Genomic DNA, 23,587 nt, shown 5'->3' with positions numbered 1-23,587 from the left:
GCTTGAGCGTCCGCTTTCGCTCGCCCCGTGTCCGAACTCCGTCCGGATGGTGCCCTGTTCCGTCCGGATTCCCGGCATATGGCGTCTGTGGGACCGGCCTCCGGTACCACTTTCGTGAATAACCTTCCGCTTCTGTCTCACGGGCCTACGCTGAATCACAGCACCGGTGGGGGCCGGTGCACATCAGGGGGCGAGACAGTCGGGTGCGACGCCCGGGATGTCCTCGGCGGTCCGCACGGCGGCGGCCGTACATCCCGCCCAGGGTGCCGAAAGGTTTTGGCACTTCTTCCCGGGCGCCGTACCCGTACTGGCCCTTTCCCCCGCGCACTTGGGGGTTGACGTGGCACGACGCATCAGGGTCCTGGTCGTGGACGACCATCGCATCTTCGCCGAGTCGCTCGCCGCGGCACTCGCGGCCGAGCCCGACGTGGACACGGGAGCGGCGGGCAGCGCACCGGCCGCACTGCGCTGTCTGCAACGCGCGGCCGCCGAGGGCCGCGCCTTCGACGTGGTCCTCGTGGACGCGGGGCTGGGGCGGCACAGTGGGGCGCAGGCACAGGCGCAGGCGCAGGTACAGGCACAGACGCAAGCACAGGCGCAGTCGCAATCCGGGCTGACGAGGGCGGCTGCGGTGCACGCGGCATCCGCGACCTCGCCGCCTTCCGCGCCGTCCCCAACTTCCGTGCCTTCCGGCGGGCTTGCGCCGCCCAGGGTGTCCGCGATGACCGGGCCGCACGCGGCCTCGTCCGGCGGGGTGCCCGTGCCGCGGCTCGCGGAGGCCGGGGCGCAGGGCCCGCCGGGGGGCGGCCTCTCACTGGTGGCCGCGCTTCAGCGGTCGGGTCACGGGGCGCGTGCGGTGGTGATCGCGGAGAAGGACGAGCCGCGCTGTGCGGCGCTCGCGCTCCAGGCCGGGGCCTGCGGCTGGGTCGCCAAGGACTCCTCGCTGCAACGCCTGCACGCGGTCATCCGGGGCGTACTGCGCGACGAGACCCATCTGCCGCCCGCCCTGCTCACCGGGGTGCTGCGCGAGATGACGTCGACCCGCAAGCACCGGAGCGAGAGCGAGCGCCTGATCGACCAACTCACCCCGCGCGAGCGCGAGGTACTGCGCTGCATGGTCGCGGGCCTCGGCCGCAAGGCCGTCGCCGAACGCCTCTACCTCTCCCCGCACACGGTCCGCACCCACATGCAGAACGTCCTCGGCAAGCTCCAGGTCCACTCCACCCTCGCAGCGGTCGCCCTCGCCCGCCGGGCGGGAGTTGGTCCGGTGGACCTGGAGGAGGCGTCCTGAGGGCCCTTTGCCGACGGTGAGTTGGGTGTGTGGGGTGCGTAGGTTGCGCTGAAGTCACTTATCCCGGGGGCGAGTTGCTGGCCAGGTTGCCCGAAAGCACGTCGCACAGAGGCGAGTTGACTACGCGTACGAGTACGCGTACTTGCCCCTGAAAGCCCCCGGTTGACGGTGAACCGGGGGCGCAGGTCCCCCGCGACAGTGGTGCTGGGCCCACTGTGCGGACCTCGCGGCGCTGGAAGCGTGAACGGCATCGGCGCACCAAGCGCCCCTGCCGAAAGGAACCTTGCAGTGCGAGCGAAACGACCCCCGGCCGGGGCGGTCCCGGCCGGAGCACTGGCCCTGGTCCTGGCCGTCGCCGGTCTCGGGCTCTCGGCGACCCAGGCCCCGGCGACCCAGGCCCCGGCGGCCCCCGCACCGGCATCCGCGCCCGCCAGCGCGCCAACGAACTCAACAGAGTTGACGCCCGCTGACGACACCTTGGTGGTCACCGACAAGGGCCCCGTACGCGGAAAAGCCGCCGCCGATCACCGTGAGTTCCTGGGCATCCCGTACGCGTCCAAGCCCGCGCGCTGGGGATCGCCGCGCCCGGCCGCGCCCTGGAGCGAGCCGCGCGACGCCACCCGGCCGGGGCCGCGCTGTGCCCAGTCGACGGGTGTCTTCCCGAACGTCGAGCCGCGCAGCGAGTCCGAGGACTGCCTGTATCTCAACGTGACCACGCCCCGGCACGTACGCGGCAAGAAGCTGCCGGTGATGGTCTGGGTCCACGGCTCGGGCTTTCGCAACGGCGCCGGTGACATGTACCGCCCGCAGCGGCTCGCGGACCGGGGCGAGGTGATCGTGGTGACGGTCAACTACCGGCTCGGCCTGTTCGGGTTCCTCGCCCACCCCGCGCTGGACGGCGGCCCTGCCCGGCACAAGTCCGGCAACTTCGGTCTGGAGGACCAGCAGGAGGCGCTGCGCTGGGTCCGGCGCAATGCCGGGGCCTTCGGCGGCGACCCGTCGAACGTGACGCTGTTCGGTGAGTCGGCGGGCGGCGTCAGCACCTGTTCCCAGCTCGCCTCCCCGGCCGCTGCCGGGCTCTTCCACCGGGCCGCGGTCCAGAGCGGACCGTGCTTGTCCGGCACCTGGCCGGACCTGACCGGCGTACCCGATCCGAACGGCGGCTGGCTGCCGCTCGCCCGCGACAAGGCCGAGAAACAGGGCCGCAGTGTCGCCGGAGCGCTGGGCTGCACCGACCCGGCCACCGTCGCCCGCTGCTTGCGCGGCACACCGGCCCGCGAGGTGATGGCGGTGACCGAGAAGGCCGAGGGTGACCTGCGCTTCACCTCCGTCGCCCCGGTCTACGGAGGTGGCGGCCTACTGCCCGAGTCTCCGGCGGCGGCCCTGGCGGCGGGCCGGTTCCACAAGGTCCCGGTCCTGCACGGCATCACCCGCGACGAGTTCCACACCTTCCAGGCCGTCGCGGCGCACCTGCTCCAGGAGCCCCCGCTGACCGTATCCGCCTACGAGGCCCGGGTCAGGGAGTTCTTCGGGGAGCCGAGGGCGGCCAAGGTCCTGGCCCGCTATCCGGCCGACCGGTACCACGGGCCCGACGAGACCTGGTCGAAGCTGATCACCGACCTCGTGTTCGCCCGCTCCGCCTCCGACATGAACCACACCCTCGCGCGCCAAGTCCCCACGTATGCCTACCAGTTCGCGGATGCCGACGCCCCCTGGGCGACCGACGTACCGGCCCCCTCGTTCCCCACCCGGGCCTTCCACGCCGCCGAGCTCCAGTACCAGTTCGACACCGACTACTTCACCGGCCGCACTCTCACCCCGGACCAACGCCACCTCGGCGACCGGGTGATCGACTACTGGTCCCGCTTCGCCCGCACCGGCGACCCCAACGGCCCGGGCGCTCCGTACTGGCCCCGAGCCGACCGCGCGCCTCGGGCCGCGCTGTCCCTGGCACCCGGCCACGACGGCATCCGCCCGGTCGACTTCGACCGGGACCACGACTACGCGTTCTGGAAGTCATTGGTGGCCACGGTCACGACCACGGTCACGCCTACGGCCACGCCTCCTGGGCGGCGCTGATCCCTGCTGCCATCCGCTCCGGCGGTCGCCGGCCGGTCGCAGGGTCGGCCGAGCTGGGGAAGGGTAGAAGGCGGGCCCCCGGGTCGGAGGGCCCGACCGGCGGAGGGTGCGGCAGAGCCCCAGGAGGAGGCGGTCATGGCGGAACACGACAGCGGGGCGCCCGCACATCGCCCCGGACAGACCTGCCTGGTGACCGGCGCGACCGGCTACATCGGGGGCCGGTTGGTGCCGGAGCTGCTGGACGCCGGTCACCGGGTGCGCTGCCTGGCCCGCTCGCCGGAGAAACTGCGTGACCACCCGTGGGCCGACCGGGCGGAGGTGGTCCGCGGCGATGTGACGGACGAGGCCTCGGTCCGGTCGGCCATGGCGGGCATCGACGTCGCGTACTACCTGGTCCACGCCCTGAGCACCGGTTCCGGCTTCGAGGAGACGGACCGCCGCGCAGCACGGATCTTCGCCGAACAGGCCGCGGCGGCGGGTGTGCGGCGCATCGTCTACCTGGGCGGCCTCACCCCGCGGGGCGTGCCCGAGCGGGAGCTGTCACCGCATCTGCGCTCCCGCGCCGAAGTGGCGCGGATCTTCCTGGACGGCGAGGTGCCGGCCACCGTGCTGCGCGCGGCGGTGATCATCGGCTCGGGCTCGGCGTCCTTCGAGATGCTGCGCTACCTCACCGAACGGCTGCCGGTCATGGTCACCCCGCGCTGGGTACGCAACCGGATCCAGCCGATCGGCGTGCGCGACGTGCTGCGCTACCTCGTCGGCGGCGCGGCCATGCCCGCCGAGGTGAACCGCGCCTTCGACATCGGCGGTCCGGACGTCCTCACGTACGTCGAGATGATGCGCCGTTACGCCGCGCTCGCGGGCCTGCCCCGGCGCCTGATCGTGCCCGTGCCGGTGCTGACGCCGCGACTGTCCAGCCTGTGGGTCGGCCTGGTCACGCCGGTGCCCGGCTCGATCGCCCGGCCGCTCACCGCGTCCCTGCGGCACGAGGTGGTCTGCCACGAACACGACATCGCACGGTACGTACCCGACGGGTCCGGGCAGCCGCTGTCCTGCGACCGGGCGCTTGAGCTGGCGCTGCGGCGCGTACAGGAGGCGCAGGTGACCACCCGCTGGTCGTCCGCCGCGGTGCCGGGCGCCCCCAGCGATCCGCTGCCCACCGACCCCGACTGGTCCGGCGGCAGCCTGTACACGGACCGGCGCGAACTGACCGTGGACGCCTCGCCGGAAGCGCTGTGGCGCGTCATCGAGGGCATCGGCGGCACCAACGGCTGGTACTCCTTCCCCCTCGCCTGGGCCGTACGCGGCTGGTTCGACCGGCTGATCGGCGGGGTCGGGCTGCACCGGGGCCGACGCGACCCGCACCGCCTGCGCGCGGGCGACTCCCTGGACTTCTGGCGCGTGGAAGAGATCGAACCGGGTCAACTGCTGCGGCTGCGCGCCGAGATGAGGCTGCCCGGCCTGGCCTGGCTGGAGATGCGCGCGGACCGCGACGAGTCCGGCCGCACCCGCTACCGCCAACGTGCCCTCTTCCATCCACGCGGCCTGCTCGGCCACGCGTACTGGTGGGGCGTATCGCCCTTCCACACTGTGGTGTTCGGAGGCATGGCCCGCAACATCGCCCTGGCCGCGTCGGGGGGATCGGGAGGGGCGACCGGGCGCGGAGCGGGTGCGAGACGGCGCCGGGCTGCGGCGTCGGGCTGACACTCGCGAACCCAACCCGCGTGCGGGGTACGCCAGTTCGCCCGGGGCGACGACGAGAAGCGGGCGCCGTGCGGGATGCGAAGCGGTGCTTACGGTGCCGGTACGAGAAGTCGAGAAGTCGAGAAGTACGGTGCTAACCGGGGATGTTGTCGAACGGCGCCGTCAACTGCCGCAGCAGCCCCGCCAGTTGGCCGCGTTCCTGCGGCGAGAGTTCGCTGAGGATGGCGCGTTCCTGGTCGAGGAGTCCGGCGAGTGCCCGGTCGGCCCGGTCCTGTCCGGTCGCGGTGAGCCGGACGAGTACCCCGCGCCGGTCGCTGGGGTCCGGCAGGCGCTCGACGAGCCCCTTCTTGGTGAGGCGGTCGATCCGGTTGGTCATTGTGCCGGAAGTGACCAGGGTCTGCGTGAGAAGCTGTCCGGGAGAGAGCTGATACGGGGCTCCGGCGCGACGCAGCGAGGTCAGTACGTCGAACTCCCAGGGCTCCAGCGCATGCTCGGAGAAGGCGAGGCGTCGGGCGCGGTCGAGATGGCGGGCGAGCCTGCTCACCCTGCTGAGCACCTCGAGCGGTTCCACGTCGAGATCGGGGCGCTCACGGCGCCACGCCGATACCAGCCGGTCGACCTCGTCCTCCATGGCGATCAGTGTAGAGGGTCCCTCGACATGAAGTCTCTTGACTCCGAATCTCTTGGGTTCATATCTCTTGAGAGCGAGTATCTCATCGTCAAGTTACTTGACGTCGAGATAATTACCCCACGAGGATGAGGCTGCCGGACTGCCGGACTGCCGGACTGCCGGACTGCCGGACTGCCGGACTGCCGGACCGAGCGGGCTCACCGGCCCGCCGCTCCGCGACCGAGGAGGTCACCATGCCCGGACCCGCCCCCGAGCCCCGCCACACGCCGGAGCCGACCGCGCCTGCCGCCAACGAGCGCACACCGAACCCCGCCGAAGAGCGCACACCGAACCCCGTAGGGGAACTGGACGAGAGCCCCGACCGGGCCCAGAACCAGAACCCCAACCGGGCCTCCAACCAAGACGACCGGGCCCCGAAGCAGAACCCCGTCTGGGACCCGAACCAGTACCTGCGCCACGCGGGCCACCGCAGCCGCCCCTTCCACGACCTGCTCGCCCGGGTGCCTCCGCTGCCCGTGCCGCAGGGCGCCGCACCCCGTATCGCCGATCTCGGCTGCGGCCCGGGCAACATGACGGCGGTACTGGCCCGGCGCTGGCCCACCGCCCGTGTCACCGGCCTCGACAACTCCGCCGAGATGCTGGACCGCGCCCGCCGGTACCACGCGGGCGCCACCGAGGGCGGCGGCACCGTCGACTTCGTCCTCGCCGACGCCGCGCGCTGGACGCCCGACCCCGCGGAGCCGTACGACCTGCTGTTCAGCAACGCGACCCTGCAATGGGTCCCGGAACACGTCGAGCGCTTCGCCGACTGGCTGACCGGCATCCGCCCCGGCGGCACCTTCGCCTTCCAGGTGCCCGGCAACCACGACGCCCCGAGCCACGCCCTGATGCGTCAGCTCGCGACCTCCCTGCGCTGGAGCAGCAAACTCGCCGGGAAACTGCGCCTGGACAAGCCGGTACTCGAACCCGCCGAGTACCTGGACCGCCTGGCCGCGCTCGGCTGCCGCACCGACGCGTGGGAGACCACCTACCTCCACCAGCTCGACGGGGACGACCCGGTCCTCGACTGGGTCATGGGCACCGGCCTGCGCCCCCTGCTCACCGCCCTCGCCGATGACCCCGAGGCCTGCGACGCCTTCCTCGCCGAGTACCGCGCGCTGCTCCGCGAGGCCTACCCGCGCCGGTCGTACGGAACGGTGCTGCCGTTCCGGAGGGTGTTCGTGGTGGCGTGGAAGCCGTTGTGAGCGGGGCTCGGGAACCGGCGGGGGCCCCATCGCAGGTATGGCTCACCGCGGTCGACCACGTTCAACTCGCCGTGCCACAGGGCTCGGAGGACCTGTTGCGGACCTTCTACTGCGGGCTGCTGGGCATGACGGAGGTCCCCAAGCCGCCCGCCCTCGCCGCTCGCGGTGGCTGCTGGTTCCGGTCCGGGCCCGTGCAACTCCACCTCGGTGTGGAGACGGGGTTCCGTCCTGCCCGCAAGGCTCATCCGGGTCTGCGGGTGTGCGATCTGGACGCGCTCGCCGAACGGTTCGCCCGCCATGGGGTGCCGGTGAACTGGGATCACACGATCCCTGGCCTCCGGCGCTTCCATTCCGAAGATCCGGTGGGGAACAGGTTGGAGTTCCTCGAGGAGGGTGCAGCCGCTTCGAACCCCCGTTGATCACCGCACCGGGCCGGATGGCTCGGCCCCCGGCGGCTCACAGCTCGTCCAGGGCGTCCATGGTGATGTCAAGCACGATGTCGTACGGAACGCCCGTCTTCAGCTCGCCGTGATGGATGCCGGTGGGCGTGTAGCACTTGGTCACCGCGTCGAGTTCGTAGACGTAGACGACGGGGTGGCCGTCCGAGCCCGCGCGGTCCACCAGCCAGAAGTTCGGGATTCCGGCGGCGGCGTATTTCTGGGGTTTGGTCGTACGGTCGCGCGCCTCGGAGTCGGGCGAGATCACTTCCACAGCCAGGACCACATCGGAAGCCATGTACCTCGTCTGGTCAGGGCTCTTCACTGCCTTGGCGTGCAACACGCACACATCCGGCTCCGGGACATTCCGCCTGTCCAGTTCCACCGACATTTCGCGTCGGACTTTGAACGACGGCGTGGCAGAGCGGCGTAGGCCCATGATCAGCAGGTCGATCAATGTGCTGTGGAAATCCCGCTGCGGACTCACAAAAACCAAGCTCCCGTCGATCAGCTCCGTGTGCGGCGGGAGGTCGGGCAGGGTGAACAGGTCGTCCACGGTGTATCCGTCCTGGGGCGGCACCGGCCAGCGGCTGCCGCCTGCGGCGATCGGCTTCGGCTCGGCGGTCATGATTCCTCCCATGGACAGGATTCTCGGCCTGCTTGTTCACCGTATCGGCCGAAAAGATCATCAGTCATCACATCGGGTGACGATCTTGGCCGGTTTCCAGGTCCGCCCCGGCTTGATCCCGGTGCGCGGGCTCAACTCTTCCGATGCCCGATCAACCGAGGCTTCGGCTCCATCCCGTCCAAGCCGTGCCAGGCCAGGTTCACCAGGTGGGCGGCGACCTCGGCCTTCTTCGGTTTGCGGACGTCGAGCCACCACTGGCCGGTGAGGGCGACCATGCCGACCAAGGCCTGGGCGTACAGGGGGGCCAGCTTGGCGTCGAAGCCGCGGCTCTTGAACTCGCGGCCGAGGATGTCCTCGACCTGGGTGGCGATGTCGGAGATCAGGGAGGCGAAGCTGCCGGTGGACTGGGCGACCGGCGAGTCGCGTACCAGGATGCGGAAGCCGTCGGTGTGTTCCTCGATGTAGTCCAGGAGCGCGAAGGCGGCCTGTTCGAGGAGTTCGCGGGGGTGGCCCGCGGTCAGGGAGCCGGTGACGCCGTCGAGGAGGGCGCGCATCTCGCGGTCCACGACCACCGCGTACAGGCCCTCCTTGCCGCCGAAGTGCTCGTAGACCACCGGCTTGGACACCCCGGCGCGGGAGGCGATCTCCTCCACCGAGGTGCCCTCGAAGCCCTTCGCGGCGAACACGGTGCGACCGATCTCCAGCAACTGCTGACGGCGCTGGGCACCCGTCATCCGGGTGCGGCGCGAACGCCGCGCTTTCTCGTTGCCCTGGGTGCTGGAGTCGGTCGCCACGCTGTCAATCATGCCGCCTCGGCGGTCCGCTCCGTGCGGCGGGCGTCCAGGCGCTCCGTGCTGGGCCAGCGCACGTCGTAGGCCCAGCCCAGCTGCTCGAACCAGCGGATGATCCGGGCCGAGGAGTCGAGCTGGCCGCGGTCCACGCCGTGCCGGGCCGCGGTCGGGTCCGCGTGGTGCAGGTTGTGCCAGGACTCGCCGCCCGACACCAGCGCCAGCCACCACACGTTGCCGGAGCGGTCACGCGACTTGAACGGGCGCTTGCCGACCGCGTGGCAGATCGAGTTGATCGACCAGGTCACGTGGTGCGCGAGCGCCACCCGTACCAGCGAACCCCAGAAGAAACCGGTGAAGGCGCCCCACCAGGACCAGGTGACCAGACCGCCGACGACCGCGGGGAGCGCCAGCGAGATCGTCGTCCAGACGATGAACTGCTTGGAGATCAGCCGCAGGGTGTTGTCCTTGACCAGGTCGGGGGCGTACTTGTCCTGCGGGGTGCGCTCCTCGTCGAACATCCAGCCGATGTGCGCCCACCACAGGCCCTTCATCAGGGCGGGCACGGACTCGCCGTAGCGCCACGGCGAGTGCGGGTCGCCCTCGGCGTCGGAGTACTTGTGGTGTTTGCGGTGGTCGGCGACCCACCGCACCAGCGGGCCCTCCACCGCGAGCGAACCGGCGATCGCGAGCGCGATCCGCAGCGGGCGCTTGGCCTTGAAAGAGCCGTGCGTGAAGTACCGGTGGAAACCGATCGTCACGCCGTGGATGCCCAGGTAGTACAGGAACACCATCATGCCGAGGTCCAGCCAGCTCACACCCCAGCCCCACAGCAGCGGGACGGCGGCGAGCAGCGCCAGGAACGGTACGACGATGAACAGGCCGAGGGTGACCTTCTCGAGCATGCCCTTGCGGTCGCCGCCGAGCGTCCCTTCCGAGATGGAGGCGGGCTGGTCGGCGGCTGGATTCAGGGGTTCGTCGATGACTTCGGACTGTGTGGACATGGGCAGGCCCTTGGGGGTCGAGGGTGGTGGAAGTCGCTGGTTACGGTCGCCCTGCGTCCCCGTAACCTACGGCGACGTAAGTATGGCAGCGACCGGCCCGGCGGCAAGAGGTGCGCGGCCAGGTGCCACACCCGGCGCCTATCCTGGACGCGGTCGGACAGCGCGGTCCGCTGAGTTCTGCCCGGAAAACCCGCCCGGGACTCCCCGTCACGCGGGGCCCGGAGCCAGTGCCTGTCTCGACACCACAAGGAGCCGCACCTGTGAGCAGCGCCGACGACAACGGCCATCAGTCCGCCAGTGCCCAGCTGCGAGCCGACATCCGCCGCCTGGGTGAGCTGCTCGGCGAGACCCTCGTACGCCAGGAGGGCCCCGAACTGCTCGATCTGGTGGAAAAGGTCCGCCAACTGACCCGTGAGGACGGCGAGGCCGCCGCCCGCCTCCTCGGCGAGACCGATCTGGCCACCGCCGCCAAGCTGGTGCGCGCCTTCTCCACCTACTTCCACCTGGCCAATGTCACCGAACAGGTGCACCGCGGCCGGGAGCTGCGCGCCCGCCGCGTCGCCGAGGGCTCCCTGCTCGCGCGTACCGCGGACCGCCTCAAGGACGCCGATCCCGAGCACCTGCGCCAGTCGGTCGCCCATCTCAACGTTCGTCCGGTGTTCACCGCGCACCCCACGGAGGCGGCCCGCCGTTCCGTACTGAACAAGCTGCGGCGGATCGCGGAACTTCTGGAGACGGCCGCGGACCAGCCCACCGCGGACGGTGACCGGCGCCGCCTGGACAGCCGTCTCGCCGAGAACATCGACCTGGTCTGGCAGACCGACGAACTGCGCGTGGTCCGCCCCGAGCCCGCCGACGAGGCCCGTAACGCCGTCTACTACCTGGACGAACTCCACGCCGGCGCCGTCGGCGACGTACTGGAGGACCTCACCGCCGAACTCGACCGCGTCGGCGTCCCGCTGCCACAGACCACCCGGCCGCTCACCTTCGGCACCTGGATCGGCGGCGACCGCGACGGCAACCCCAACGTCACCCCGCAGGTGACCTGGGACGTGCTGATCCTCCAGCACGAACACGGCATCAACCGCGCCCTGGACGTCGTCGACCAGCTGCGCGGACTGCTCTCCAACTCCATCCGCTACGCGGGCGCCACCGAGGAACTCCTCGACTCGCTGCGGGCCGACCTCGACCACCTCCCCGAGATCAGCCCCCGCTACAAGCGCCTCAACGCCGAGGAGCCCTACCGCCTCAAGGCCACCTGCATCCGGCAGAAGCTGGAGAACACCAAGCAGCGCCTGGCCAAGGGCACCCCGCACGAAGAGGGCCGCGACTACCTCGGCACCGCGGGCCTCCTGCACGACCTCTCCGTCATCCAGAGCTCGCTGCGCGCCCACCGCGGCGAACTCTTCGCCGACGGCCGCCTGAGCATCACCCTGCGCACCCTGGCCGCCTTCGGCCTCCAGCTCGCCGTGATGGACGTGCGCGAACACGCCGACGCCCACCACCACGCCCTCGGCCAGCTCTTCGACCGGCTCGGCGAGGAGTCCTGGCGCTACGAGGACATGCCCCGCGACTACCGCACCCGGCTGCTCGCCAAGGAACTGCGCTCGCGCCGCCCGCTCGCCCCCGCCCCGGCGCCCCTGGACGAGGCCGGGCACAAGACCCTCGGTGTCTTCCTCACCGTCCGCAAGGCCCTGGAGGTCTTCGGACCCGAGGTCATCGAGTCCTACATCATCTCCATGTGCCAGGGCGCCGACGACGTCTTCGCCGCCGCGGTCCTGGCCCGCGAGGCCGGACTGATCGACCTGCACGCGGGCTGGGCGAAGATCGGCATCGTCCCGCTCCTGGAGACCACCGACGAGCTCAAGGCCGCCGACGTCATCCTCGACGCCATGCTCGCCGACCCCTCCTACCGGCGCCTGGTCGCCCTGCGCGGCGACGTCCAGGAGGTCATGCTCGGCTACTCCGACTCCTCCAAGTTCGGCGGCATCACCACCAGCCAGTGGGAGATCCACCGCGCCCAGCGCCGCCTGCGCGACGTCGCCCACCGCTACGGCGTACGGCTGCGTCTGTTCCACGGCCGCGGCGGCACCGTCGGCCGCGGCGGCGGCCCCTCGCACGACGCGATCCTCGCCCAGCCCTGGGGCACCCTCGAAGGCGAGATCAAGGTCACCGAACAGGGCGAGGTCATCTCCGACAAGTACCTCGTGCCGTCGCTGGCCCGCGAGAACCTCGAACTGACCGTCGCCGCCACCCTCCAGGCCTCGGCCCTGCACACCGCGCCCCGCCAGTCCGACGAGGCGCTGGCCCGCTGGGACGCGGCGATGGACCTCGTCTCCGACGCCGCGCACGACGCCTACCGCCGCTTGGTCGAGGACCCCGACCTGCCCGCGTACTTCTTCGCCTCCACCCCCGTCGACCAGCTCGCCGACCTGCACCTGGGCTCCCGGCCCTCGCGCCGCCCCGACTCCGGCGCCGGACTCGACGGGCTGCGCGCCATCCCATGGGTGTTCGGCTGGACCCAGTCCCGCCAGATCGTCCCCGGCTGGTTCGGCGTCGGCTCCGGGCTCAAGGCCCTGCGCGAGGCCGGACTCGACAGCGTCCTGGACGAAATGCACACCCACTGGCACTTCTTCCGGAACTTCCTGTCCAACGTCGAGATGACGCTCGCCAAGACCGACCTGCGCATCGCCCGGCACTACGTCGACACCCTCGTACCGGACGAGCTCAAGCACGTCTTCGCCACCATCGAGGCCGAGCACGCGCTCACCGTCCGCGAGGTCCTGCGCATCACCGGCGGCGAGCAGCTCCTGGACACCAGCCCGGCGCTCCAGCAGACCTTCGCCGTCCGCGACGCCTACCTCGACCCGATCTCCTACCTCCAGGTCGCGCTCCTGGCCCGCCAGCGCGCGGCCGCAAAGGCCGAGGAAGAGCCCGACCCGCTGCTCGCGCGCGCCCTGCTCCTCACGGTCAACGGCGTCGCGGCGGGGCTGCGCAACACCGGCTGACGGACGACTCCGAGGCACGCGGACTCCGGCCGAGGGACGGCCGGTGGCACGGAGACTGCGGCCGAGGGACGGCCGGTGCACGCACGACGAAGGCCGTCGGAGGCCACCCGGGAGGGGGCCGCCGACGGCCGTTCGTTTCGGTGCGGCGTCGTGTCTCGGTGCGGCGTCGTGTCTCGGCAGGGCGTCGCGCGCACCCCATCCGTGCGGTCGGGGACGAGGAACGTCGACGAGCGGAACGTCGACGAGGCGCGGCGCGAGATGGCCGCACGCCCTCACATACTCACGAACGCCGCCGTCACCAGGGCCAGTCCCGCCACACCGAGCGTCCACGCCGTCCGCGTCCACCGCAGACCGCCCGCCACCACGGTGGCCGCGAGGACCAGCGCCCCGCCGAGCGGCAGCCACGCGTACAACAGACCCGCCGCGCCCGCCCGTACGGCCCGCTTCCCGTCCGGCTTCAGCACCACCGGCACGGACTCACCGGCCCGCACCACCACCGACGACTCGGCGCTCACCTCACGCCGCTGCCCGCCCGCCGAGGACGGCGTGAACGCACCCGTGCACCGCTCGTCGCCGCAGCGCTCGACCCGCATGGTGCCCCGCTCGCGGCCCTTGTCGAGCAGTACGTACTGCGCCGAGCCCCACGAACTCCACACCCCCGCCACCACGAGCAGCGCGGCGATCAGCAGCATCAGCAGCCGCTGGCCGAGCAGCAGCAGACCGAAGGCGCTCTCGCCCGTCCTGCGCACTCGTGAGCGCTTCACACGGGGCGAAGCGGAATCCGGTACGGGTGAGGACAGGGCAGCCGTCGAGGCGGCCGGGGACGGCGAAGCGGAATCGGAAGCGGACCGGGCCGGGGGTGCCCCCGGACGGAGTCTGGGGGAGGGCACAGCAGGCATGCCCGGGATCCTTGGCCATCCGACCGCCCCCGGTCAACAGTCGCCTCCGCCGCTCCACGGGGCCGACTTACGACTTTCCCTACGAATCCCCCACGACTTCCCTACGAGTTGTACGTGCCCTGCGCCCGCTCCAGACCGTCCGTCACCAGGCACTCCACCGCGTCCGCCGCCCGGTCCACGAAATAGTCCAACTCTTTGCGCTCCGCCGAGGAGAAGTCCTTCAGTACGAAGTCCGCGACCTGCATCCGGCCCGGCGGCCGCCCGATGCCGAACCGCACCCGGTGATAGCCCGGACCCATCGCCTTCGTCATCGACTTCAGCCCGTTGTGCCCGTTGTCACCGCCGCCCAGCTTCAGCCGCAGCGTCCCGTAGTCGATGTCCAGCTCGTCGTGCACCGCGACGATCCGCTCGGTCGGCACCTTGTAGAAATCCCGCAGCGCCGTCACCGGCCCGCCCGACAGATTCATGTACGAGGAGGGCTTCACAACCACCACCCGGCGGCTCGCCGGACCCGGCGCGCCGAACCGGCCCTCCAGGACCGTCGCCTGTGCCTTCGCCGCCCGCTTGAACGCACCGCGCATCCGGTCCGCGAGCAGGTCCGCGACCATGAACCCCACGTTGTGCCGGTTGGCCGCATAGCCCGGCCCCGGATTGCCCAGGCCCACCACCAGCCACGGCCCACCGCTGTCCGACTCCGACGTCATCCGCCCACTCCGTTTCCCACCACGACCGAACCCGGGCCGTCCCCGCGCCCCATGCCATGGCAGCGGCGGCCCCGCACAGCAGACCGGCCGCCGCCGGAAGCCCGCAGGCAACCGGTCGGCGGCCGACCAGAAAACTACCCGAACGCTCAGGCCTCGGTGGAAGCCTCGGCGCCCTCGCCCTCACCCTCGGCGGACTCGGCGGCCGGCTCCTCGGCCTGCGCGGCCAGAACCTGGAGAACCACCGCGTCGCCGTCGACGGCCAGCGTGGTGCCCGACGGCAGCGTGATGTCCTTCGCCAGCACCGAGGCACCCGCCGTCAGGCCCTCGATGGACACGGTCACCGACTCGGGGATGTGGGTGGCCTCGGCCTCGACCGGCAGCGCGTTCAGCACGTGCTCGAGCAGGTTGCCGCCCGGGGCCAGCTCGCCCTCGGTCTGCACCGGGATCTCGACGCCGACCTTCTCGCCGCGCTTCACGAGGAGCAGGTCCACGTGCTCCAGGAAGCCCTTCAGCGGGTCGCGCTGCACCGACTTCGGGATGGCCAGCTCGTTCTTGCCCTCGAAGTCCAGGGAGATCAGGACGTTCGGGGTACGCAGCGCCAGCAGCAGTTCGTGACCCGGCAGGGTCAGGTGGACCGGGTCCGCACCGTGGCCGTACAGGACGCCGGGAACCTTGTCCTCACGACGGATACGACGGGCGGCACCCTTACCGAACTCGGTACGGGCCGCGGCGGAGATCTTCACCTCGGACACAAGCACTCCTCGCAGAAGGGCGACCCCCGCCACAATCGGGCGGGCGGATCGCCGGGCAGACATTCATGGCTGGTCACCCGGCCACCTACGGCCTGCTACGAAGAGCGCGTCGATAACGGACCACCGCACACCGGGTGCGGCCTCCCTCGCCGAGCAACTCCAGCAGTCTACCGGCAGCTCCCGGCCCGCCCAAAAGGATCACCGACGGGGCCGTACGCAGGGAGAGGCGGACGGGGCTGTACGCAGCGGAGGCAGACGGGGCCGTACGCAGCGAAGGCATACGCAGGGGAGGCGCCGGAGAACGACAACAGGCCCCGGCGCCCCGCACCACGGAGCACCGAAGCCTGCTGAAACGGTTCTACTGGCGGAAGCACCACCGCCCGACCGGGACTACTGCTCGTCGAAGAGGCTCGTCACCGAACCGTCCTCGAACACCTCACGCACCGCACTCGCGATCGTCGGCGCGATCGACAGCACCGTGATCTTGTCCAGGTTCAGACCCTCCGGGTCCGGCAGCGTGTTCGTGAACACGAACTCGCTCACCTTCGAGTTCTTCAGGCGGTCTCCCGCCGGACCCGAAAGCACACCGTGTGTCGCCGTCACGATGACGTCCTCGGCGCCGTGCGCGAACAGGGCGTCCGCCGCCGCGCAGATCGTGCCGCCCGTGTCGATCATGTCGTCCACCAGCACACACACCCGGCCGCGCACATCGCCCACGACCTCGTGCACCGTCACCTGGTTCGCCACGTCCTTGTCACGGCGCTTGTGCACGATCGCCAGCGGAGCGCCGAGACGGTCGCACCAGCGGTCCGCCACCCGCACCCGACCGGCGTCCGGCGAGACCACCGTCAGCTTCGACCGGTCCACCTTCGCGCCCACGTAATCCGCCAGAATCGGCAGCGCGAAAAGATGATCCACCGGACCGTCGAAGAAGCCCTGAATCTGATCCGTGTGCAGATCGACCGTGAGAATACGGTCCGCACCCGCCGTCTTCATCAGATCCGCCACCATCCGCGCCGAAATCGGCTCACGGCCACGGTGCTTCTTGTCCTGACGCGCATAACCGTAGAACGGAACGATCACCGTGATACTCCGCGCCGAAGCACGCTTCAACGCATCGATCATGATCAACTGCTCCATGATCCATTTGTTGATCGGCGCCGTGTGACTCTGAATCAGAAAACAGTCCGCGCCGCGCGCCGACTCCTCGTAGCGCACATAGATCTCGCCGTTCGCGAAATCAAAAACCTTGGTGGGCACAATCCCGACGCCCAGCTGACGGCCGACCGCCTCGGCCAATTCGGGGTGCGCGCGGCCGGAGAAGAGCATCAGCTTCTTCTCGCCCGTCGTCTTGATCCCGGTCACAGAACAGTCTCCTCGACGTGATCTCAAGCGCCGAAACCCGCCCGCGCCCCCCAGCGACGGAGTGTCAGCCTCATGTGTTTACTCGGGGGACACCCACGAGCCCCCAGAACGTGCACCCCTTACGGTACGCCGTAACCGGCGGACCTCACTCCGCGGCGCCCTCGCCGCTCACCTCACGAGAAGCCTCCTCGGCCGCCTTCGCCGCCGTGCTCCCCGGACGCTTGCGCGCCACCCAGCCCGGAATATTCCGCTGCTGACCACGGGCCACGGCCAGCGAACCGGGCGGTACGTCCTTCGTGATCACCGATCCCGCCGCCGTGTAGGCACCGTCCCCCACCGTGACAGGCGCCACAAACATATTGTCCGAGCCCGTCTTGCAGTACGAACCCACCGTCGTGTGGTGCTTCGACTCACCGTCGTAATTCACGAACACACTCGCCGCCCCGATGTTCGTGAACTCACCAATGGTCGCGTCACCCACATACGACAAATGCGGAACCTTGGAACCCTCACCCACCGAGGCGTTCTTCATCTCCACAAAAGTCCCGGCCTTCGCCCGCACACCGAGCCGCGTACCCGGCCGCAGATAAGCGAACGGACCCACACTCGCCCCGGCACCCACCTCGGCACCGTCGGCGACCGTATTGTCCACGCGCGCGCCCTCGCCCACCCGTGTATCCGTAAGCCGCGAATTCGGGCCCACCGTCGCGCCCTCGTCCACCGACGTCGCACCCGCCAGAATCGTCCCCGGCAACAGCGTCACATCACGCCCGAACGACACCGACACATCCACCCACGTCGACGCCGGGTCCATCACCGTCACACCCGACAACATCGCCGACTCCAACACCCGATCATTCAGCAGACGCCGTGCCTCGGCCAGCTGAACCCGATTGTTGATACCCGCGATCTCCCGGTGATCCGACGCCACCGCGGCACCGACCCGGTGCCCCAACTCCCGCAGAATTCCCAGGACATCAGTCAAATACTCCTCACCCTGACTGTTGTCCCGACGCACCCGCCCCAGACCCTCCGCGAGCAGCCGCCCGTCAAAAGCGAACACCCCCGAATTGATCTCGCGAATGGCCCGCTGCTCCGCGCTCGCGTCCTTGTGCTCCACGATCGCCGACACCGCACCCGAAGCGGCGTCCCGCACGATCCGCCCGTACCCCGTCGCGTCCGGCACCTCGGCCGTCAGCACCGTCACCGCGTTGCCGTCCGCCGCGTGCACCTCGACCAGACTCCGCAGCGTCTGTCCACGCAGCAGCGGCGTATCCCCGCACACCACCACCACGGTCCCGTCCACCGCGCCCAGCTCCGTCAGCGCCATCCGCACCGCGTGCCCCGTACCGAGCTGCTCCTCCTGCACCGCGGTACGCACCTGAGGGTCGATCGCCCCGAGGTGCTCCGAGACCTGCTCCCGCGCGTGACCGACCACCACCGCCAGCTCGCTCGGCCCCAACTCCCGCGCGGCGGCCAGCACATGACCCACCAGCGAACGGCCACAGAGCTCGTGCAGCACCTTCGGCCTGGCCGACTTCATACGGGTGCCCTCACCCGCGGCGAGCACGACAACGGCAGCCGGCGGGGCCTGGTCCGTCGTCCGAGCGGAGCCGAGATCATGGGGACGGTTGGCGCTCACGAGAATGCCCTTCGGCTGGCTGGATGCATGGGTGTGGACATCCGCAGAATACCGGGGCGTAGTGGGGCGCAGAGGGTGGTGGGTCCAGGGGCCGCGGTGAGGACCCGAACCTCGAAGAGCTCCCCTGCCAGGACTCGAACCTGGAACAAATCATCCAAAGTGACCCGTGTTGCCGATTACACCACAGGGGATAGTCAAAGCCGTCGAAACGGACAAGGAGAGGTCCGTCAGCGCCCGGCGGCCTCCACTATGCCGTACCACCAGCCTTCGATGCGACAGTACAGATCGGCTGCTTGCAGCACTCGGACGGTCAGGCAGCCGTGATACCCCTCGGACACGTTCCTCCTGACGGTCTTCGGGTTGTGCTTCTTGAGGGTTGCCCGTTGGAAGTCCGAGGCCGCGACGCCCACGACCTGGCTCCAGTGCGCCTCGGCTGCCGCGAGGTCCGCGTTCTCGTGGATCATGACTCGGAAGCGCAGTTGAGATCTGTCGACCCGTAGAAGTTCGAGCCAGGCCAGGAACGTCGAGACTACGCCGCTGTCGGAGTTGCAGAAGATGACCGCTTCCCGGCGTGCGTACGACTTGCTCTTCTGTCCCTCGGCCCAGTAGAGGGCGACTCCGGCCACGAACAGTTCTCTGTCGGTGAGTCGTCCGATCTCCTGCCGTGAGATGTCCTTCAGCTGGGTGCGTTCGCGGGCCTGGTCGGCATGCAGCCGCGCCAACCCCTTGTTCATCAGGGCCTGTTGCTCCTCGGGTGTGTAGCGAGGCTCCGGCTTCGGCAGGTCCCGTACCCACAGTGAGATCGAACTCTTCGAGCAGCCCAGCTCCAGTTGGATCCGGTCGTACGTCCAGCCCTGGATGCGTAACTTGCGTGCGCGGGCGCGGAGGTCGTCCTTGGCGTTGGGGTGGCGGGGGCGGTCGGGGGTGTCGCCGGAGTGCGTCGGTGTGTGCTGACTGGTCATGGCGCAAGTGTTTGCCGAAGAGGTAAGTAAGGGCGAGTTTGTTCGAATTGATTCACCGGAATGGTCATTACTTGGGGGTTTTCGTTGTATCTCTCCGAGAATCTGTGCGGTGGGGTGGGTCGGTAACCTGCCGGAAAACGGGTGGCGGGCGCCCGTAGGCTGGTGCCATGACCACGACGGGGGAGGACCGCCCCGCGGCCGTGACCGGGCCGTGGTGGTGGGGGAGACCGCGCAGCGCGGTGTTGGATGTGGGGCTGGCGTTGTTGTCCGCGGTGGAGTGCGCCGCGGAGGGTGTGGCGTTCGCGCGGGACACGGGGCTGCCGGTCGCGGTGGGGGTTGTTTTCGGTCTTCTCGCGGGGTCGGCGCTGGTGCTGCGGCGCCGGTGGCCCGTTGCCGTGGTGCTCGTCGGGGTCGCGGTGTCGCCCGCGCGGATGGGCGTGCTCCTGGGCCTGGTGGGCCTGTACTCGCTGGCGGCTTCGGAGTTGCCGCGGCGGATCATCGGTGTGCTGTCGGGGATGTCGCTGATGGCGACGTTGATCGTGACCTTTGTGCGGGCGTCGCAGGACATGACGCGCGGAGACATGCAGATCGGCGAGTGGGTCGTGCCGACGGTGGCGATCAGTACGGCGATCGGTATGACGGCGCCGCCGGTGCTGCTCGGTCTCTACGTGGGGGCGCGGCGGCGGTTGATGGAGTCGCTGCGCGAGCGCGCGGATTCGCTGGAGCGGGAGTTGCAGCTGCTCGCGGACCGTGCGGAGGAGCGTGCGGAGTGGGCGCGCAACGAGGAGCGCACACGGATCGCGCGGGACATGCACGATGTGGTGGCGCACCGGGTGTCGTTGATGGTGGTGCACGCGGCGGCGTTGCAGGCGGTGGCCCGTAAGGACCCGGAGAAGGCGGTGCGCAACGCGGCGCTGGTGGGGGACATGGGGCGGCAGGCGCTGACCGAGTTGCGTCAGATGCTGGGGGTGCTGCGGTCCGGGGACGGGGCGTCGCCTTCGGTGTCGGCGTCGGGGGTCTCCGCGCCCGCGGAATCGGCGGGATCTTCTGCCTCGGCCGCGTCGTCTGCTGCGGCTTCGTCTGCTGCGTCTTCGGCTTCGTCTTCTGGTTCCGGGTCTGTTTCTTCGTCTGCGCCTTCGGCTTCGTCCGGGTCGGCTTCGGACTCTGCTTCCGCCGCCGCTGCCGAGTCGTTCGGGTCCTCGGCTTCGGGCGCTTCGTCGTCGGGGTTCGCGTCGGCGCCCTCGTCCGCTGCGGAGCCCGCCGCGTCCGCGTCTTCGTCGCGTACCCCTTCCTCTGCTTCTTCCTCTTCTTCCGCCTCGCCCTCCGCACGCTTCTCTCGCTCAGCGTCTTCTTCTTCGGCTACCTCTTCTCCTGAGACTTCTTCCTCCGCCGCTGCCTCCTCGTCCTCCGAGCCCTGGTCCTCGGGTTCCCCGGGCTTCCCGGCCTCCTCCGACGTGCCGTTGGCCGCGGTGGGTGCCGCCGCCGCGGCCGCCGCTTCGCGTGCGGCGCGGGACGGGAGCGAGGGTGGGCCTTCGCTCGCGGAGTTGGAGGAGCTGGTGGGGCAGTCCCGGGCGGCCGGGATGGCGGTGGAGTTGCTCGTCGAGGGGGAGGCGCGGGCGTATGCGTCGGCGGTGGAGCAGACCGCGTACCGGGTGGTGCAGGAGGCGTTGACCAACGTGCACAAGCACGCGGGCGGTGCGCGGACGCGGGTACGGCTGGCGCATCGCGGCGGCGAGGTGGCGATGCAGGTGGAGAACGAACCGCCGTCGGGCGGGGTGCCGGATGCGGGGCTGCCGAGCGGGGGCAACGGTCTGGTGGGGATGCGGGAGCGAGTGTCGGCGCTGGGCGGGGTGTTCGTGTCGGGGCCGACCGATGCGGGCGGGTTCCGGGTGTCGGCGGTGCTGCCGGTCGGCTGAGGCTGCACCGCTGAGGACTGCACCGCCGGGTGCCGTACCGCTGAGGGCCGTACCGCCCGCACAACGTGCGTGCCCCTCGGCCGGTGGTCACACGGTGCGTACCTCAGCCGGTGGCCACATGACACGTACCTCAGCCGGTCGTCAGCCGAGTCGGCTGGACCCCCGTGAGCAGGGCCGTGAGTGCCTGGTCGATGTCGGGGCCGAGGTACCAGTCGCCGGTGTGGTCGAGGCTGTGGACGCGGCCTTCGGTGTCGATGGCGAGCAGGGCGCCGGTTTCGGTTTCCTCGCCGAGGGGTGCGGTGGGGGTGCCGAGGGCGCGGCCGAGGTCGGCGAGGGTGCGGGCCATGTGCAGGCCGCGCAGCGGGTCGAGGTGGACGGTGGCGGGTGCGATGTCGCGGCCGGGTCCCGGTGGGGTCAGGAGCAGGGAGCCGAACTCGGCCCAGGCTTCGACGGCGGCGGGGAAGACGGAGTGCCGATGTCCCGCGGGTGAGGTGTGTTCGCGCAGGGTGTCGGCCCAGAACTCGGCCTGTTTGATGTTCCAGCGTCCGGGCTGCCAGCCGACGCCGCGCAGCGTGGTCTCGATGGCGTCGGGGAAGCGGTGGGTCGGCTGGGACATGGTGCCTCGTGGGGTGCGGGGCCGCGGTCAGGGGGACGCGGTCGGGTCGTCGAGGTGGATGCCGAAGTGGGCGGCGAGTGCGGTGCAGGCGTGGCAGGGCGGGGCGTAGTCGCCGTGCATGGGGTCGCCGTCCTCGCGGATGCGGCGGGTGGTGAGGCGGGCGTGTTTGAGGCTTTTGCGGGCCTCGCCGTTGGTCATGGGTTTGCGTTTGGCGCGTTTGCTGCGGGCGGCGTCGGCGGTGGTGAGGTGGCGGGAGAGGACGACGGCTTCGGCGCAGCGGCCGGTGAAGCGGGTGCGCTCGGCGGTGGGGAGCGCGTCGAGGAAGTCCTGGACCAGGTGGTGCAGTTGGGGTGGTGCGTCGGCGCGGGCGGCGGTGCTGGTGAGGCTGGGGGTGGTGCCGCCGGAGAGGGTGAGCGCGGCGGCGATGGCGGGCAGGATGCCGTCGCGGCGGGCGTGCAGCCGTGGGGCGGCGGGTGTCTGGGTGGTGCTCCAGCCGACGCGGGGGTCGAATCCGGGACTTTCGGGCGCCGGCTCGGCGGGCGCCCCGGACTCGTACGTACCGGTGCTGTCGGTGTGCATGTGATGTCCCCCTCCCCGCCTGTTTGGACGGCTTTGCGGGTTCCTTCGGTTCCACGGGCTGCCCGCCGCGTGCGGCGGTGGCGGCGAGTGCTCGAAGATCCTGCCAAAGGGGGCGGGGGCGGCGGTAGCTGGGGCCCGCTGAGGTGCGGGTTCCGGCGGGGGCGGGTGAGGATGCGGTGACGTCGGGTCACCCTGGAGGGTGACGGAGGTGGCGGTACGTGGACGCCCTGTGCGACCAACTTGGGTGGGCAGGGGTGGGTGACGGGCGGCCGGTGACCGGGTCGCGGGGAGCCCTTAGGCTGTTCGGCAGCGGCTGGATCGCTTTGCTGGACGTAACGGGACCTATGGGGGCAACTGCCATGACGACTGGTCGGCTCGGGCAGGAGGCCGCGCCGCCGAACGCGGCGTATGCCGGTCAGGTGGTGAGTTTCCCTGATCCGGTGCGTGCGGCCCGTCATCCGCGGGGTGTGCGGATGGACGAGCGGGGTTTCCCGGTGTTCTCGGCGTACGCGCGTGCGGCGGCGGAGATCGCGGAGCCGCCGGAGGGCTTCGGCGTCGACGAGTTGCGGCTGACGGACTTCGTGTCGGCGAACGCGGCGCTTGCGGCCTCGGGCCACGAGCTGTGGGAGACGATCCCGCCGGTGGCCACGCCGCACGGCTGGACCTGGCACCACGTCGCCGGATCGCGCCGCCTGGAGCTGGTGCCGGTCGAGGTGAAGGCCCTGCTGCGGCATCACGGCGGTCTGGCGACCGCGGCGGTCGATCACGACAAGCGCGGTACGCGTCCGCTGCAGGAGGTGCGTCCGGCGCACTTCGGGCTGCCGAGGTCGGCGGCGGTGACCGAGCAGCAGGTGCAGAGCGTCGAGGAGGACCTGGGCTACCGGCTGCCGGGTGCCTACCGTTCGTTCCTGAAGGCGGCGGGCGGCTGCGCACCGGTGGGTGCCGCGCTGGACGCCGAGTTGGGGCTCCTGGTGGACCAGCCGTTCTTCACGGTGCGCGACGAGGCGGCGGTCAACGACCTCGTCTACGTGAACAAGTGTCTGCGCGACCATCTGACCAAGGACTATCTGGGTGTGGCCTTCGTGCAGGGCGGTCTGCTCGCGGTGAAGGTGAAGGGCGAGCGGACCGGTTCGGTGTGGTTCTGCGCGTACGACGACGCGCGGGACCGTGACGGCTGGTCGGTCGCCGAGCGCGTGGAGCGGCTGCTGCTGCCCTGCGGCGACGACTTCGACGCGTTCCTCGGACGGCTCGCCGGCAATCCGCCGGAGCTGGAGACCGTGGCGAACCTGATGGTGGACGGCGGATTCGCGCATGTCGTCCCGGTGGGGGAGTGACTTG

20 protein-coding genes and 1 tRNA gene are annotated in these 23,587 nt (G+C 70.5%); 8 read left to right on the top strand and 13 right to left on the bottom strand.

Features of this window, described 5'->3' with window-relative positions; genetic code table 11:
• The first annotated feature begins 340 nt into the window (after positions 1 to 340).
• The 3 genes from HUT18_RS12270 to HUT18_RS12260 all read left to right on the top strand — a co-directional run bounded on the left by HUT18_RS12270 (position 341) and on the right by HUT18_RS12260 (position 5,074).
• Entirely contained in the window at positions 341 to 1,291 is a 951-nt protein-coding gene (locus HUT18_RS12270; protein WP_254878547.1) for a response regulator transcription factor, read from the top strand.
• Positions 1,292 to 1,579: 288 nt separating this feature from the next.
• Positions 1,580 to 3,370 (top strand): carboxylesterase/lipase family protein, encoded by a 1,791-nt coding sequence (locus tag HUT18_RS12265; protein ID WP_176100382.1) that lies wholly within the window; start codon positions 1,580 to 1,582, stop codon positions 3,368 to 3,370.
• Positions 3,371 to 3,505: 135 nt separating this feature from the next.
• On the top strand, positions 3,506 to 5,074 hold the full coding sequence (locus HUT18_RS12260) for an SDR family oxidoreductase (RefSeq protein ID WP_176100380.1): 1,569 nt from the start codon (positions 3,506 to 3,508) through the stop codon (positions 5,072 to 5,074).
• Between the two features lie 133 nt (positions 5,075 to 5,207).
• Here HUT18_RS12260 and HUT18_RS12255 read toward each other — a convergent pair whose 3' ends face one another.
• On the bottom strand, positions 5,208 to 5,705 hold the full coding sequence (locus HUT18_RS12255) for a MarR family winged helix-turn-helix transcriptional regulator (RefSeq protein ID WP_176100378.1): 498 nt from the start codon (positions 5,703 to 5,705) through the stop codon (positions 5,208 to 5,210).
• Between the two features lie 233 nt (positions 5,706 to 5,938).
• Here HUT18_RS12255 and HUT18_RS12250 point away from each other — a divergent pair, with 233 nt between their 5' ends.
• Both HUT18_RS12250 and HUT18_RS33695 read left to right on the top strand, forming a co-directional pair.
• The gene (locus HUT18_RS12250) at positions 5,939 to 6,949 is read left to right on the top strand and encodes a trans-aconitate 2-methyltransferase (protein ID WP_176100376.1); all 1,011 of its coding nucleotides are present in this window, start codon (positions 5,939 to 5,941) and stop codon (positions 6,947 to 6,949) included.
• Positions 6,946 to 7,368, top strand: coding sequence for a VOC family protein (locus tag HUT18_RS33695; RefSeq protein ID WP_254878985.1), 423 nt, complete (start codon positions 6,946 to 6,948; stop codon positions 7,366 to 7,368). The genes HUT18_RS12250 and HUT18_RS33695 overlap by 4 nt, the downstream gene beginning before the upstream one ends.
• Before the next feature lie 37 nt (positions 7,369 to 7,405).
• Here the strand turns inward: HUT18_RS33695 and HUT18_RS12245 are convergent, their stop codons facing one another.
• The 3 genes from HUT18_RS12245 to HUT18_RS12235 all read right to left on the bottom strand — a co-directional run bounded on the left by HUT18_RS12245 (position 7,406) and on the right by HUT18_RS12235 (position 9,806).
• Positions 7,406 to 8,014: a Uma2 family endonuclease gene (locus tag HUT18_RS12245; protein WP_176100374.1), complete on the bottom strand. Its 609-nt coding sequence runs from the start codon at positions 8,012 to 8,014 to the stop codon at positions 7,406 to 7,408.
• A 131-nt stretch (positions 8,015 to 8,145) separates the two neighbouring features.
• Positions 8,146 to 8,820 (bottom strand): TetR/AcrR family transcriptional regulator, encoded by a 675-nt coding sequence (locus tag HUT18_RS12240; RefSeq protein ID WP_176100372.1) that lies wholly within the window; start codon positions 8,818 to 8,820, stop codon positions 8,146 to 8,148.
• A complete protein-coding gene (locus HUT18_RS12235) occupies positions 8,817 to 9,806 on the bottom strand; it encodes a fatty acid desaturase (RefSeq protein WP_176100370.1) in 990 nt (329 codons plus the stop codon). The genes HUT18_RS12240 and HUT18_RS12235 overlap by 4 nt, the downstream gene beginning before the upstream one ends.
• Positions 9,807 to 10,066: 260 nt before the next feature.
• Here HUT18_RS12235 and ppc point away from each other — a divergent pair, with 260 nt between their 5' ends.
• Positions 10,067 to 12,814, top strand: a complete 2,748-nt coding sequence (gene ppc, locus HUT18_RS12230; protein WP_176100368.1) for a phosphoenolpyruvate carboxylase — start codon at positions 10,067 to 10,069, stop codon at positions 12,812 to 12,814.
• Between the two features lie 272 nt (positions 12,815 to 13,086).
• Here ppc and HUT18_RS12225 read toward each other — a convergent pair whose 3' ends face one another.
• The 7 genes from HUT18_RS12225 to HUT18_RS12195 all read right to left on the bottom strand — a co-directional run bounded on the left by HUT18_RS12225 (position 13,087) and on the right by HUT18_RS12195 (position 19,138).
• A complete protein-coding gene (locus tag HUT18_RS12225; RefSeq protein WP_254878546.1) occupies positions 13,087 to 13,578 on the bottom strand; it encodes a hypothetical protein in 492 nt (163 codons plus the stop codon).
• Positions 13,579 to 13,814: 236 nt separating this feature from the next.
• Positions 13,815 to 14,417 carry an aminoacyl-tRNA hydrolase gene (gene pth / locus HUT18_RS12220; RefSeq protein ID WP_176100367.1) on the bottom strand — a complete coding sequence of 201 codons (603 nt, stop codon included), beginning with the start codon at positions 14,415 to 14,417 and terminating at the stop codon, positions 13,815 to 13,817.
• Between the two features lie 146 nt (positions 14,418 to 14,563).
• Positions 14,564 to 15,169, bottom strand: coding sequence for a 50S ribosomal protein L25/general stress protein Ctc (locus HUT18_RS12215; protein WP_176100365.1), 606 nt, complete (start codon positions 15,167 to 15,169; stop codon positions 14,564 to 14,566).
• A gap of 390 nt (positions 15,170 to 15,559) precedes the next feature.
• Entirely contained in the window at positions 15,560 to 16,534 is a 975-nt protein-coding gene (locus tag HUT18_RS12210; protein ID WP_176100363.1) for a ribose-phosphate diphosphokinase, read from the bottom strand.
• Between the two features lie 145 nt (positions 16,535 to 16,679).
• Positions 16,680 to 18,176, bottom strand: a complete 1,497-nt coding sequence (gene glmU, locus HUT18_RS12205) for a bifunctional UDP-N-acetylglucosamine diphosphorylase/glucosamine-1-phosphate N-acetyltransferase GlmU (protein WP_176100362.1) — start codon at positions 18,174 to 18,176, stop codon at positions 16,680 to 16,682.
• Between the two features lie 119 nt (positions 18,177 to 18,295).
• Positions 18,296 to 18,367, bottom strand: a tRNA-Gln gene (locus HUT18_RS12200).
• 36 nt (positions 18,368 to 18,403) lie between these two features.
• Positions 18,404 to 19,138: a hypothetical protein gene (locus HUT18_RS12195; protein WP_254878545.1), complete on the bottom strand. Its 735-nt coding sequence runs from the start codon at positions 19,136 to 19,138 to the stop codon at positions 18,404 to 18,406.
• Between the two features lie 167 nt (positions 19,139 to 19,305).
• Between HUT18_RS12195 and HUT18_RS12190 the strand changes: the two genes are divergently transcribed.
• Positions 19,306 to 21,054, top strand: a complete 1,749-nt coding sequence (locus HUT18_RS12190; protein ID WP_176100360.1) for a sensor histidine kinase — start codon at positions 19,306 to 19,308, stop codon at positions 21,052 to 21,054.
• A 130-nt stretch (positions 21,055 to 21,184) separates the two neighbouring features.
• Here the strand turns inward: HUT18_RS12190 and HUT18_RS12185 are convergent, their stop codons facing one another.
• The gene (locus tag HUT18_RS12185; RefSeq protein ID WP_176100358.1) at positions 21,185 to 21,670 is read right to left on the bottom strand and encodes an SUKH-3 domain-containing protein; all 486 of its coding nucleotides are present in this window, start codon (positions 21,668 to 21,670) and stop codon (positions 21,185 to 21,187) included.
• A gap of 27 nt (positions 21,671 to 21,697) precedes the next feature.
• Positions 21,698 to 22,249: a YwqJ-related putative deaminase gene (locus HUT18_RS12180; protein ID WP_176100357.1), complete on the bottom strand. Its 552-nt coding sequence runs from the start codon at positions 22,247 to 22,249 to the stop codon at positions 21,698 to 21,700.
• A 359-nt stretch (positions 22,250 to 22,608) separates the two neighbouring features.
• Here HUT18_RS12180 and HUT18_RS12175 point away from each other — a divergent pair, with 359 nt between their 5' ends.
• A complete protein-coding gene (locus HUT18_RS12175; protein WP_176100355.1) occupies positions 22,609 to 23,583 on the top strand; it encodes an SMI1/KNR4 family protein in 975 nt (324 codons plus the stop codon).
• The last annotated feature ends 4 nt before the right edge of the window (positions 23,584 to 23,587 follow it).

The organism is Streptomyces sp. NA04227 (assembly GCF_013364195.1).
GTDB lineage: Bacteria > Actinomycetota > Actinomycetes > Streptomycetales > Streptomycetaceae > Streptomyces.
Note: the sequence above shows the minus strand (reverse complement) of the source record. Positions and strands in the feature narration are given on the sequence as shown.

Coding starts and splice junctions, on each gene's coding strand:
- HUT18_RS12250 (WP_176100376.1), top strand. CDS start 5,939: ATGCCCGGACCCGCCCCCGAGCCCCGCCACACGCCGGAGCCGACCGCG.
- HUT18_RS12235 (WP_176100370.1), bottom strand. CDS start 9,806: ATGTCCACACAGTCCGAAGTCATCGACGAACCCCTGAATCCAGCCGCC.
- HUT18_RS12260 (WP_176100380.1), top strand. CDS start 3,506: ATGGCGGAACACGACAGCGGGGCGCCCGCACATCGCCCCGGACAGACC.
- HUT18_RS12245 (WP_176100374.1), bottom strand. CDS start 8,014: ATGACCGCCGAGCCGAAGCCGATCGCCGCAGGCGGCAGCCGCTGGCCG.
- HUT18_RS12175 (WP_176100355.1), top strand. CDS start 22,609: ATGACGACTGGTCGGCTCGGGCAGGAGGCCGCGCCGCCGAACGCGGCG.
- HUT18_RS12190 (WP_176100360.1), top strand. CDS start 19,306: ATGACCACGACGGGGGAGGACCGCCCCGCGGCCGTGACCGGGCCGTGG.
- pth (WP_176100367.1), bottom strand. CDS start 14,417: ATGACGTCGGAGTCGGACAGCGGTGGGCCGTGGCTGGTGGTGGGCCTG.
- HUT18_RS12195 (WP_254878545.1), bottom strand. CDS start 19,138: ATGACCAGTCAGCACACACCGACGCACTCCGGCGACACCCCCGACCGC.
- HUT18_RS12240 (WP_176100372.1), bottom strand. CDS start 8,820: ATGATTGACAGCGTGGCGACCGACTCCAGCACCCAGGGCAACGAGAAA.
- HUT18_RS12185 (WP_176100358.1), bottom strand. CDS start 21,670: ATGTCCCAGCCGACCCACCGCTTCCCCGACGCCATCGAGACCACGCTG.
- HUT18_RS12255 (WP_176100378.1), bottom strand. CDS start 5,705: ATGGAGGACGAGGTCGACCGGCTGGTATCGGCGTGGCGCCGTGAGCGC.
- HUT18_RS12180 (WP_176100357.1), bottom strand. CDS start 22,249: ATGCACACCGACAGCACCGGTACGTACGAGTCCGGGGCGCCCGCCGAG.